General features: G+C 55.2%; 10 protein-coding genes and 2 pseudogenes. 7 read left to right on the forward strand and 5 right to left on the reverse strand.

Going from position 1 to position 12,422, the window contains the following annotated elements:
- From hisD to RUA4292_RS06675, 4 genes are all read right to left on the reverse strand, one after another.
- Positions 1 to 1,329 carry a histidinol dehydrogenase gene (hisD, locus tag RUA4292_RS06660; RefSeq protein ID WP_058276898.1) on the reverse strand — a complete coding sequence of 443 codons (1,329 nt, stop codon included), beginning with the start codon at positions 1,327 to 1,329 and terminating at the stop codon, positions 1 to 3.
- A 10-nt stretch (positions 1,330 to 1,339) separates the two neighbouring features.
- Positions 1,340 to 2,287 (reverse strand): ester cyclase, encoded by a 948-nt coding sequence (locus tag RUA4292_RS25200; RefSeq protein WP_233493374.1) that lies wholly within the window; start codon positions 2,285 to 2,287, stop codon positions 1,340 to 1,342.
- Positions 2,287 to 2,823 (reverse strand): ester cyclase, encoded by a 537-nt coding sequence (locus RUA4292_RS06670; RefSeq protein WP_058276899.1) that lies wholly within the window; start codon positions 2,821 to 2,823, stop codon positions 2,287 to 2,289. Before RUA4292_RS06670 ends, RUA4292_RS25200 begins: the two co-directional genes overlap by 1 nt.
- A gap of 141 nt (positions 2,824 to 2,964) precedes the next feature.
- Positions 2,965 to 4,011 (reverse strand): ABC transporter ATP-binding protein, encoded by a 1,047-nt coding sequence (locus RUA4292_RS06675; protein WP_058276900.1) that lies wholly within the window; start codon positions 4,009 to 4,011, stop codon positions 2,965 to 2,967.
- A 281-nt stretch (positions 4,012 to 4,292) separates the two neighbouring features.
- Here RUA4292_RS06675 and RUA4292_RS06680 point away from each other — a divergent pair, with 281 nt between their 5' ends.
- The 5 genes from RUA4292_RS06680 (at position 4,293) to RUA4292_RS06700 (ending at position 9,748) form a co-directional block, all read left to right on the forward strand.
- Positions 4,293 to 5,522, forward strand: a complete 1,230-nt coding sequence (locus tag RUA4292_RS06680; protein WP_082637028.1) for an ABC transporter substrate-binding protein — start codon at positions 4,293 to 4,295, stop codon at positions 5,520 to 5,522.
- A 76-nt stretch (positions 5,523 to 5,598) separates the two neighbouring features.
- Positions 5,599 to 6,630, forward strand: coding sequence for a carbohydrate ABC transporter permease (locus RUA4292_RS06685; RefSeq protein ID WP_058276901.1), 1,032 nt, complete (start codon positions 5,599 to 5,601; stop codon positions 6,628 to 6,630).
- A 2-nt stretch (positions 6,631 to 6,632) separates the two neighbouring features.
- Positions 6,633 to 7,517 (forward strand): carbohydrate ABC transporter permease, encoded by an 885-nt coding sequence (locus tag RUA4292_RS06690; RefSeq protein WP_058276902.1) that lies wholly within the window; start codon positions 6,633 to 6,635, stop codon positions 7,515 to 7,517.
- Between the two features lie 43 nt (positions 7,518 to 7,560).
- Positions 7,561 to 8,697: a nuclear transport factor 2 family protein gene (locus tag RUA4292_RS06695; RefSeq protein ID WP_058276903.1), complete on the forward strand. Its 1,137-nt coding sequence runs from the start codon at positions 7,561 to 7,563 to the stop codon at positions 8,695 to 8,697.
- Positions 8,698 to 8,755: 58 nt separating this feature from the next.
- The gene (locus RUA4292_RS06700; RefSeq protein WP_058276904.1) at positions 8,756 to 9,748 is read left to right on the forward strand and encodes a nuclear transport factor 2 family protein; all 993 of its coding nucleotides are present in this window, start codon (positions 8,756 to 8,758) and stop codon (positions 9,746 to 9,748) included.
- Between the two features lie 77 nt (positions 9,749 to 9,825).
- Here the strand turns inward: RUA4292_RS06700 and RUA4292_RS06705 are convergent, their stop codons facing one another.
- Positions 9,826 to 10,278 (reverse strand): Lrp/AsnC family transcriptional regulator, encoded by a 453-nt coding sequence (locus RUA4292_RS06705; RefSeq protein ID WP_058276905.1) that lies wholly within the window; start codon positions 10,276 to 10,278, stop codon positions 9,826 to 9,828.
- 137 nt (positions 10,279 to 10,415) lie between these two features.
- Here RUA4292_RS06705 and RUA4292_RS06710 point away from each other — a divergent pair.
- Positions 10,416 to 12,191, forward strand: a pseudogene (locus tag RUA4292_RS06710) (thiamine pyrophosphate-binding protein); the annotation flags it as partial.
- Positions 12,192 to 12,248: 57 nt separating this feature from the next.
- A pseudogene (locus RUA4292_RS23925) lies at positions 12,249 to 12,422 on the forward strand (IS6 family transposase); the annotation flags it as partial.

Below are 12,422 nucleotides of genomic sequence, written 5' to 3' on the forward strand. Positions count from 1 at the left end.
TCACTCGGCGGCCTCAACCGGGGCGACAGGTTCACCGTACGGAACGTTGCGACCACCATAACGGCGCACCCGAATGTTGCACTGTTCGGCATGTCCGACAAACCCTTCAAGCATGCACAGGCGCGAACCGTATTCGCCGATCAAAGTGGCGGCTTCGTCGGTGGTAACCTTTTGATAGCTATGTGTTTTCAGGAACTTTCCAACCCACAAGCCACCGGTATAACGCCCGGCTTTCTTCGTTGGCAGGGTATGGTTGGTGCCGATCACCTTATCACCGTTTGCCACATTGGTACGAGGTCCAAGAAACAGTGCGCCATAGGAATGCATGTTTTCGAGATACCAGTCATCCCGATCGGTCATGATCTGAACATGCTCATAAGCCATGTCGTTGGCGACCTGCAACATCTCATCATGCGTGTCACACAGGATGATGTCGCCATATTCCTCCCATGATGTGGACGCAGTTTCACGTGTGGGCAGAACCTTAAGCAATCGGTCAATTTCGGAAAGCGTGTCCTCTGCCAGGCTGCGCGAGTTGGTGATCAGGCAGGCGGGAGAGTTATATCCGTGTTCGGCCTGTCCCAGCAGGTCGGTCGCGCACATTTCGGCATCGACCGTATCGTCGGCGATGACCATCGTCTCGGTCGGACCTGCGAACAAGTCAATACCCACGCGGCCGAACAACTGGCGCTTGGCCTCGGCCACAAAAGCGTTTCCGGGGCCGACAATCATATGCACCGGATCAGTTGTCTCGGTTCCGATGGCCATTGCCCCCACGGCCTGAATGCCACCCAGAACATAGATTTCATGCGCACCGCCAAGATGCATAGCAGCGACAATTGCGGGGTGCGGAGCACCATCAACCGGCGGGGCCGACGCTACGATCCGGGGCACGCCCGCCACCTGAGCGGTCAATACAGACATATGGGCCGACGCCACCATCGGAAACTTACCGCCCGGCACATAGCACCCAACGGACTGAACCGGGATGTTCTTATGGCCCAGGATCACGCCGGGCAGTGTCTCGACCTCGATATCCGTCATTGAGGCACGCTGCGCCTCTGCAAAACGGCGGATCTGTGTCTGGGCAAACCGGATATCCTCCATGTCGCGGGTCGAGACTTTTTGCATCGCTGCTTCAATCTCTGAGGCGCTCAGGCGGAACGAAGCAGGGCTGTACCCATCAAATTTCTGGCTCAGCTCACGCACGGCCCTATCGCCGCGCGTCTCGATATCAGTCAGTGTTTCTTCGACGACTTTGCGCACCTTTGCATCATCTTCGGCGCGGGCTTCTGCAGGTTTTCCGGATTTCAGGTATTGGATTGTCATGATCAGCCTCCTAGGCTGCAGGTTTTGCGCTTAAGTCTACGGGCATCTCTGAACCCCATCCTTTGCCGCCAAACACATCGCCACCCAGTTGCTCGACAATGCTGGGAAAATCGACCCGGACGATGTTTTCGGCGATTTTGGTGCCCTCGATCCGCCAGAAATCGATGTAGGGAATGCGGATTTTCTGGCCGGTTGCCTTGATACCCATAAAGTCACGTTCCAGGGTCGCAAAGCAGGCGCCGAAACAGGCGGCCCAGTCGCCGGTCTGCATGAAATGCGGGCTGACGAAATCGCGGTTTCCGAAATGCGCCCGGAAGGGTTCGTACCAACCGCTTTCGAATTCGGCCAAACCGTGTTTCAGGCCGCAGCCGTAGTTTGCGTCCCAGATGAAATCTTCATGGAAGAATTCAGAGACATCGACATCCGACCGCTGAAGCGCGGCTTCCATCGATTGAACAACCTCCAGCGGGTTCGCGGCCGCGCCCTGACCGTGTTTGCCACGCCACAAGCGGGTGACGGGTGGATCCAGGCGATCCCAGCCTTTGCCGTCGAAAACATCCCATCCCAGCTGAGCGGCAACCCCGGCCAGATCGACATTTACCTTGTTATAGGCAATGCGGCCCTCTTTGATTTGCCAGAAATCGATATAGCGGACTTCCAGCGGACGACCGGTGGCGGGAATGCCCATGAAGTCACCGGCATGCGTGGCATGGCAGGTCCCCACGCAGGCAGCCCAGTCGCCGTCTTCTAGCCAGATGGTCGTATCGAACCGCCGGTCGCCGAATGCATCGCGGAACGGCAGATACCAGCCCTGTTCAAATTCACGCAGACCCGTCTTGCGACCACATCCGGCGTTGCCGTCCCAGATGAAGTCCTCGCGGAACCAGGGTGACAAATCGGTCTCTGACTGACCCAGCGCCAACTCCATGTCTTTGACCAAGTCCAATACCGGGCCCATCACGAAACTCCTTGCGGTTTGGGTGGCGTGGCCTCGCCACGGTCGTAGCTTTCCCAACCTTTGCCATCGAAAACGTCATGCCCGATCTGCGACAGAACGTGCGGGAAATCGACCATGACCCAATTGTCGACGATCTTTCCGTCCACAACTTTCCAGAAATCCATATAGCGGATTTCGATCCGTTTTCCGGTTGGGGCAACCCCCATGAATTTGCCGGAATGCGTGGCCTCCTGCCGGCCAAAGGCCGCGGCCCATTCGCCCATGTACAGGCGAGCCTCGTCCACGCAGATCTTGTCGGAAAAGGCGGCTTGAAACGGGCGCTGCCAGTTGTCCTGAAATTCCTTCAGCCCATTTTTGGTGCCGCAGCCAAAATTTCCCATCCAGCGGAATCCATCGGTGAAGAACTCACCAATGTCAGTGATGCGATGGTCGTTCAGACCATCAACCATACCTTCGATCACCGCACGTGTTTCGTCGGTTTTTGTCATATCCGTATCGCGGCTTAGCACGGCTTGTTCGGGGCGAGACCCTTTCACGCGATGTCCTCCAATGGATTTGGCGAGCGATGACCCGCAGCGCGTTGTTCAGGCGGATCGCAAACGGCATTTTTTGATCAATCGGCGCCGCCTGCGTCCGGGAAATAGTATTCGAGTACCGAACCCGTCGGTACGGCCGGGTCAGCCCAGCCGCTCGCCCGAAGCGGCATCAAAGATGTGGCAAATGTCCGGTGGAATGCGTACGGTCGTATGGTCGCCGATTTCGGCCCGGTATTCCTTGCCCGCGCGAACCGATGCAATGGTGCCACCCAATTTCAGCGTCGCAATTGTTGCGTCGCCTAGAAGTTCCAGCGAGTAAAGCGGCGCGCCGGAGGTTCCATTTGGATTCAATTCAGCATCTTCGGCGCGGAACCCGAGCGTAACCTCGCCCTCGTGGGTGCTGGACAATCCGCTGATCGAGACATTTTCGCCAGTGAAGGTCCCGGCTGACAGATGCCCCTCCAGCAGGTTCATCGCCGGGCTACCGATAAAGCTTGCGACAAAGGTGTTTGCGGGGCGGTCGTAGATGTCGGTTGGGGTGCCGACCTGTTGAACGACGCCTTTGCTCATGACAACAACGCGATCTGCCAATGTCATCGCCTCGATCTGATCGTGCGTGACGTAGATCGTGGTGACTTGAAGTTCATGGCTGAGGTTTTTGATCTGATGCCGTGTTGAGACGCGCAGCTTGGCATCAAGGTTCGAGAGCGGTTCATCCATCAGAAAGACATTGGGCTCGCGCACAATCGCGCGCGCCAGCGCCACGCGTTGCCGTTGTCCGCCGGACAACTCAGCCGGGCGGCGGTGCATGAAGTCCGTCAACTCCACCATTTCCGCGGCGCGCTGCACCCTTTCGTCATGGGTGGAAGGGTCGATTTTGCGAACTTTCAACGGGAAGCGGATGTTTTCATAAACGTCGAGGTTGGGGTACAACGCGTAGCTTTGAAACACCATCGCCACGTCCCGATCCTTAGGATCAAGATCATTGACGACACGGCCGTCTATAGTGATCTCACCTTCTGTGACATCTTCGAGGCCGGCGATCATGCGCATCGTCGTCGTTTTGCCACAACCGGATGGGCCCAGCAGAACCAGAAACTCTCTATCGGCGATTGTCAGATCAAAATTCTGAACTCCGACAAAGGATCCCCAGCGCTTTGATATGTTCTTCAGTTGAATCTCGGCCATGCCGCTTTCGCCTTTTGCATTCGTTCGCAAAAATGTGCCAGTGAATGAAAATTATAGCAAGACTAACTTTATATTTTTTCTTAAGTAACAGAGGAATTGGGTAATTGATATATAAAATAATGTTTAAAAACAGTACAATATGATGGGACTTCGGAATCCCTTGCCTTGTGGAGCTTTATTGGCATAATGATGAATGCGAATGCACAAATGTCAAAACTGGCGATTCTATAACACTGCAGGCTGAAGCCTGCGAAACAGGGTCCAACCGGAGGGTTCTCAACATGTCTTTCATGAAAAGTTTCGCGATAGGTGCCACAGCCGCGCTTTTTGCGACCGCTGCCTATGCTGAATGCGAGATTAGCAGCGGCAGGGTTAATGTGCTGGCGAATGACTTCCCGGCACTCAAAGCTGTCACGTCCACAGCGGCCGAATGCACCGGGGGCGTTACAGTTGAAGCCAATCACAACAAAGATTTCCGAAACATTACGGTTCAGGCGCTGACAGCAAACCCGGCAGAATATACGTCTGTCATCGTTGCCAACTCCTCAATCGTTCCATTGTTGAATGAAGGGCTGCTGCGCCCCTTGGATGATCTGGTCGCCAAACACGGCCAAAACCTCAAGAAGAACCAGTTGATCACTATCGATGGCAAAATCATGGCGGTTGCGTTTATGGCGAACGCGCAGCATCTGTTTATCCGCCAGGACATTCTGGATCAGGTCGGAAAGCCTGCTCCGACGACCTGGGAAGAGGTGATCGAGACTGGCCAAGCCATCAAAGATGCAGGGGTCATGGAACATCCTTTCGCCTTCCTCAGCATGTCCGACTGGAACCTGGGCGAGGAATTCGTGAACATGTACCTCGGACATGGTGGTGAATTCTTTAAGCCTGGGACTGCGGAGCCGGCAATAAACAACGAAGTGGGTGTCGCCACGCTCAACATGTTGAAAGAGCTTGTCGCGTTGTCCAATCCAGATTTCTTGACCTACAACACTGCGACAGTAGTGCCCATTTGGAAGTCGGGTGATCTGGCAATTGCACAACTTTGGGGCTCAAGCGGTGGCGAGCTACTGGGTGGCGAAGGCGCGCAAGAAGGTGTGGCTGAGAACACCGTCTTGATCGGCGCTCCAACCGTTGCCGGCGGTTCCACGCCTTCATCTTCGCTGTGGTGGGACGGATTTACCATTTCCAAAAACATCTCCGATGAGGATGCCGAAGCAACGTTCATCGCGATGGTGAATGGCATTTCGGACAAAATGGTCGAGGCCAACAATGATGCAGCGGTCTGGCTGATGGATTCCTATACGCCTGGACCAGCGGCGGCAGGTGTTGCTGCGACGGCGGCAGCCGGGGCCGATCCTTATCCGATGCTGCCCTATATGGGCTTGCTGCATCAGGCGTTCTTTGAAGAACTGCCAGACTTCTTGCAAGGCAATGAAAGTGCCGAGCAGACCCTAGCCGATATCGAAGCTGCGTATATCGCCGCAGCCAAAGAGGCTGGCTACCTTTAAGAGCAGGCTCCGGGGCTGAAACATCCGCCCCGGAGCACTCCCGCCCGGATCGCAAAGCTAACTTAGGTGCCGCGCCATGAAACATCGCACGTTCTTTTGGTTCATTCTGCCATCGTTGGCAGCGATGATCCTGTTTATTGCGCTTCCCACCGTGTCGGTTGCGATCCAATCTTTGTTTGTTGAGCATGAACAGGTTATGGTCGAAGTTGAAAACTGTGGACCGTTCAAATGCGAAACGGTTCTGCAGGTCGATACTGAAGCCACAGCAGTTCTGCAGGAAGAGGCCCCTCTGGGCCGGTTTAACGGTCTGCGCACTTACGCAAATCGCAAACACCTTGCCTTTGAACAAGTTGGAGTGGCATGGGATGAAACGGAAACGTTTGGTGCGTTCTTTTCAGAGCTGTTGAACCTGCCGTTCTACAAAGCACTTATCTTTACGTTGACCTACACATTTGTTGTCACACCCTTGGTGGTCGTGTTCGGGCTGGGGGTCGCGCTTGCGGTTAACAGAGTCCCTAGCCTGTTGAAGGGGCCGACGATTTTCGTTTCTCTCCTGCCTATGATCGTGACTCCGCTGGTGGGAGCGTTGATCATCTTCTGGATGGTGGACGCCGACGGTATCATCGGTGCGACGTTGCAGCGGATATTCAATGACCCAAACCTTTCACTGAAGGCGTCGACGCCGCTGACGTGGATCATGTTGATTGTTTACGGTATCTGGAGTTCAACCCCGTTCAGTTTCATTGTCTTCTACGCCGGGTTGCAGACCGTCCCGAAGGAAACGCTTGAGGCCGCGAAAATTGATGGCGCCACACGCTGGCAGGCCGTCCGGTTTGTGGTTGTGCCTTATATGATGCCTCTGGTCGTGTTCATCACGCTGATGCAGTTAATGGACAACTTCCGGATGCTTGAACCAATCCTGGCATTCCAGGCGTCGGCCAAAGCGACCTCTCTGTCGTACATCATCTACAATGACTTGCGCGGCGGTGACATTCCACAATTCGGATCTGCCGGAGCGTCATCGATCATGACGATTATCGGTGTCGCAATCCTTCTGACCCCCGTGCTGATCCGTACCTGGCGCGACTTTAACCGGAAAAGGGCCTGATTATGTCAACATCCGTCGCAGACAGACGCTCCAAAGGTTTAATCTGGTTCACGACAAGCTTTGTGGTCTTGTGGATATTCATTGCCGCTGGCCCGTTCATCTGGACACTCTGGGGATCATTCAAAGTTCAGCCTGACTTCTTTTCCAAGACAGACTGGACCAACGCGATCTATGGTGTGTTGACCAAAGCCGAAACCGGCAGTGCCTTTACCAGTGCGGGCTACCAAGGTGCCTGGGTCGAACAGGAGTTTTGGCGCAATAGTATCAACACAGCGATAGTCGTATTTTTCACGGTCGTGATTTCGCTGACACTTGGAACGCTGGGCGGTTATGCGTTGGCCCGGTCCGGCTATCGGTACGCGTTCTGGCTGCTGATGTTGGCCCTCGTCTTTCGGGCGATGCCACATATGACTTTGGTGTCAGGCTATCTGCTGCCGTTCTTCGAATGGAACATCTGGGGCAGGCTCAGTACGACCATCATCGTTCTGGTGGCGATCAATCAGCCGTTTACCCTGTGGATGCTGCATTCGTTCTTTCTGAACATCCCCAAGGATATGGACGAAAGCGCCATGGTCGATGGCTGTACCCGGTTTCAGGCGTTTCGCCATGTGATCATTCCGGTGATGTGGCCGGGGGTGATCACCACGGGGCTGTTCAGTTTCCTTCTGGCCTATAATGACTTTGCCATCGGCGCGGTGTTGCTAAGTTCGGAAAACCAGACGATGGTTCCGAAAATCAACAGCTTCCTTGGGACTGTGCGGGAAACCGGAGACGTAATGTTCGCCGTGGCCGCAGCTGTGAGTGCTTTGGTCCCGCTGTTCTTCCTTATTCTGTTCTTCCAGCGTCAGATTGTCAGTGGCCTGACAGCGGGCGCGGTCAAAGGATAGCGCGGCAAGATTTTCAACCACTATGTTCTGAACAGGAGAGAACATGTCACGGAACTATGGGGCTGCGCAGCCACTTGCGCGTCAACATATGCCTACGGGCTACGATATCTCATTTCGAGACTACTCAAACAACCGCACCGTACGGATTCCAAAGGATTTTGGCCCAAAGCAATCTTTGCGCGGGTTTGAGCCCGAATATGCCAATATCGTCGACTACATCGTTCGGATCACCCATCGGATCTGGGAGTCCAAACCACCGCAGGTCGAATACATCGCTGATTGCTATGGGCCCACATCGCTGATCTACGACGACTATGGCCTGCAAACCGGCAACAAGAAGATTATCGCCGATACCCATCACACAACCGGGGCCTTCCCAGACATCATTCTGGACGCAGAAGAGATCATCTGGGCCGGCGACGATGAGGTGGGCTTTCACACCTCGCATCTGACCCGGATCATCGGTAAAAATACCGGACCAAGCCGGTATGGACCGTCCACGGACAAAGACGTCAGTGTCATGGTTATCGCCAATTGCGTGGCGCTGCAAAATGACATCTTCCTGGAACACGTGCTGTACAACACATCAGCTATGTTGCAGCAGCTGGGTATCGACCTCTGGGAAGAGGCCGAAAGACTGGCGTCTGATCCACCGGCCGGCTGGCCGCGCAGCCCGCAAATCTGGGATGATCTGCGCAAATCGGCGGTTCCGGATCAGCCCCTGTCGCAGGGCCAGCCGGTTTACGGCTTTGACCCGGATAGTTTCACGCGGCGTCTGCATGACAATATCTGGAATGGTGACATGAGCGTGCTAGATACCGAATACGCCGCCGATATGCCATTCGAAGGCACGACCGAGCGTAAGTTCAGCGGTGTCTCTGTCTACAAGGCCTACGTCCAAAGCCTGCGTGATGCGTTCTCCGACCTCTCACTCCAGGTGGATGAGGTGTACTGGATGGGCAACGATGCGGACGGCTGGTTGATTTCGACTCGCTGGAGTGCAGAGACCACGCATTCCGGTGACACCGAAACATACCGGGCCGCGACCGGGGCGGCCTGTCAGATCTGGGGTATTACCCAATGGCGCGTTCGGGATGGCCGCGTTGAGCAGGAATGGCAACTGTTTAACGAGCTAGACCTGATGATGCAGATCGCAAAGGCCCGTCAGGACGCGGCCTGAGGCACAGTTCTTGCCGACGGGGAAACCGTCGGATCCCCTTCAAATCTCGAGAGAAAAAATGTCTGACTTACAATCTGCTAAGGACCTGGTTCGACGCTATTTTGCGGCACTGGACGAGGACGCCGTGGCTGCGGCCAAAACCTATTTTGCCCCTGAGGCCATCTGGCGTGGCTATCACCCGTTTCATGAAATCCATGACCCGTTAGAAGTTGCGGAGCGGTTCTGGAAACCCCTGCAAAACTCTCTGCGTCGTATGCAGCGCCGTTTGGATATCTTCATGGCGGGTGACAACCATCTGGAGCCAGGTGGGGTCTGGGTCGCATCGATGGGGCACCTGATGGGTCTGTTCGATGCGCCATGGCTGAACATTCCGCACACCAACAAGATCGCCATGTTGCGTTATGCTGAATTTCATCGCGTCGAAGGCGACAAGATCACCGATACGGCGATGTTCTTTGACATCCCCCACCTTGCCGCGCAGGCCGGTCTACGTCTGTTTGCCTCCCAAACCGGTGCTCAGCTGGTGCAACCCGGCCCAATGACACACACGGGTGTGATGTTCGATGCGCAAGATCCTGAAGAGGGCCGCAAGACCCTGGCGGCAATCGAGTTCATGATCGACGACATTCGTGACTGGAAAGGGCGCGAAGAGTTGGGTCTGGAAGAAGAACTGCCGCGCAGTTGGAATGATGACATGATCTGGTGGGGACCGACTGGGATTGGTGCCGCCTACACGATTGAGCGCTACATAAAACAGCATGCCGGGCCGTTTCGTGATGGGCTTGCAGATCGCAGCTTCAACGGCCACATCGCGCGCATCGCCGAAGGTGAGTTTGGAGGCTTCTTCGGGTGGCCCAATCTCACGCTCCGGCCGTCGGGGGGCTTTATGGGGATGCCTGCATCCGACAAGCTCAGCGACATGCGGGTAATCGATATGTATCGCCGCTCGGGTGACAAACTGACTGAAAACTGGATTTTCATAGACCTGCTGCACTTCTGGAACCAGCAGGGCACCGACATATTGGCGCGTATCCCACACATGCGGGGATGACCGTGCGGCAGGCGCTGCGTTTGCGCGTAGCGCCTGCACACAAATGATTTTCTGTCCTCAGACGCAAATATTGCCGGTCATGCGAGGCGGCTCCGTTGGTCTTTGACCCGTCGGATCGGGATCGAGGACTCGATCGACGCAACGCCGGGGATCTTGGTCAGACGACCGGTCAGAAACACTTCAAACTCACTCAGATCCGATACAGCCACCCGTAGCAAATAGTCAAAACTGCCGGTCATCAGCCAACAATCCACCACCTCGGACAAGTTTCGCACGCTGCGCTCAAACTGTTCCAACTGGCTGTCGATTTGCTTGTCCAGACGCACCGAGATGAAGACGGTAAAGCCGAAGCCCATTTTGGCCTCATCCACCCGGGCGTAATAGCCGCTTAGAATTCCGTCCGCTTCCAGCTTTTTGATCCGGCGCGCGCAAGGTGATGGTGAAAGCCCGACGCGGTCACTTAGCTCCTGATGTGACAGCCGGGCGTTTTCCATAAGTTCACGCAGGATTCGTTGATCAATCTCGTCCATTTTCACTCATGCTGCGATGATTTTGGCCTCGATATCCGAAAACAATGGTGAAATCCACCAACGCAGAGGAGTTTTTTAGCTATTTTGGCAGCACCAGGCGCCGAGAATGCATTATTCCTGCGCGAGAGGAGCATATCATGACAGCGAATTCACGCCACCTAAAAACCATCGAACGGCAACTTTTGTGGATGTCGCATTGGATGATCCATCACGCCAACCATGTTCGCCCCAAAGAGGACGACATCAAGGTGGGCGGGCACCAGGCATCATCGGCATCAATGGTATCGATCATGACGGCCCTGTATTTCTCGGCCCTAAGGCCCGAAGATCGTGTCGCGGTCAAACCCCACGCCTCGCCGGTGTTTCATGCGATTCAGCATCTGATGGGGAACCTCTCGGTAGAGAAGATGAAGAATTTTCGAGGTTTCGGCGGGGTGCAATCCTATCCCAGCCGGACAAAAGATGTGGATGACGTGGACTTTTCGACCGGTTCGGTCGGCCTTGGCGTGGGGATTACCTCCTTCGCCTCGCTCGTGCAGGACTACATCTCGGCCAAACAGTGGGGGCGTGGATTGCTGTTGGGTCGAATGGTGGCGCTGGTTGGGGATGCTGAACTTGATGAAGGGAATATCTACGAGACTTTACAGGAAGGTTGGAAGAACAACCTGCGCAATACCTGGTGGATTATCGATTATAACCGCCAATCCTTGGATGGGATCGTGCGCGAAGGGCTGTTTGAGCGGATTGAAAAGATCTTTGACGCCTTTGGGTGGGACGTGGTGCGGGTAAAACACGGTGTCTTGCAGAAAGCCGCTTTTGAAGAACCTGGTGGTGACCGATTGCGGGATTGGATCGACAATTGCCCGAACCAGGAATACGCGGCCCTGACCTTCATGGGCGGCGCCGTTTGGCGAAAACGTCTGATGGACGATCTTGGCGATCAAGGGGACGTAACGGCACTGATCGAAAGGCGCAGTGATGCCGAACTGGCAGCCTTGATGGAGAACCTTGGCGGAAACTGTGTAGAAACCATGGCCAGGACATTCGAGGCGATCGAACACGACAGACCGACCTGTTTTTTGGCCTACACGATCAAGGGTTGGGGCACCCCCACCGCGGGTCACAAGGACAACCACGGAGGGTTGATGAACACCAGCCAGTTCCGCGGGTGGCAGGAAAGTATGGGAGTTGCCGACGGACAGGAATGGGAACGGTTTGCAACCGTCGCCCAAGCAGAAGAGTTGCAGGGCTTCCTCTCGACGGTCTCATTCTTTGAAAAAGGGCCACGCCGGTTCTCCGACGACGTTATTGACGTTCCAGAGATCAACATCGATTCCAGTCGGGAGATTTCGACCCAGATGGCATTCGGCAAAATTCTCGATGACCTGTCAAAAGGTCAGAGCGCATTGGCCGAGCGGATTGTGACCACGTCACCGGATGTGACCGGAACCACCAGCCTTGGGCCGTGGGTCAATCGGCGCAAACTGTTTGCACGCACCAAGCAGGCTGATGCGTTTATCGAACATCGCATCCCTTCCACGGCCAAATGGGAGTTCGCACCAGATGGCCAGCATATCGAGTTGGGCATAGCTGAGATGAACCTGATGCTTCTTTTGGGTGCGGCGGGGCTGTCGCATTCGGTCTTCGGGAAGCGCCTGATCCCCATTGGAACGGTCTATGACCCGTTCGTTTGCAGAGGCCTCGATTCACTGAACTATGCTTGCTATCAAGACGCGCGCTTTATCCTTATTGGCACGCCATCCGGGGTCACGCTTGCACCAGAAGGGGGGGCGCATCAGTCTGTCGGCACACCATTGATCGGGATGAGTCAGGATGGGCTTGCAGCCTTTGAACCCGCCTTTGCAGATGAACTTGCTGTAATCATTCAATGGGCCTTCGCCTACGTTCAAAAGGGTCTTGTCAGAAGAACTTTGCTTGAGCGGGGCAGGGCGGTTGCGTAGCTTTTGCCCATGACCAGGCCTGCCTCTTTCAAATACTTCAAAACCAGTCCCGAGATCATCCGCCTTGCGGTGATGTTGTACATCCGATTCCCGCTATCGCTTCGGAATGTCGAAGATCTGTTGCACGAGCGAGGCATCGATGTGAGCCACGAAACTGTCCGATATTGGTGGAATAGGTTTGGC

The sequence above is a fragment of the Ruegeria atlantica genome, from assembly GCF_001458195.1.
Classification (GTDB): Bacteria; Pseudomonadota; Alphaproteobacteria; order Rhodobacterales; family Rhodobacteraceae; genus Ruegeria; species Ruegeria atlantica.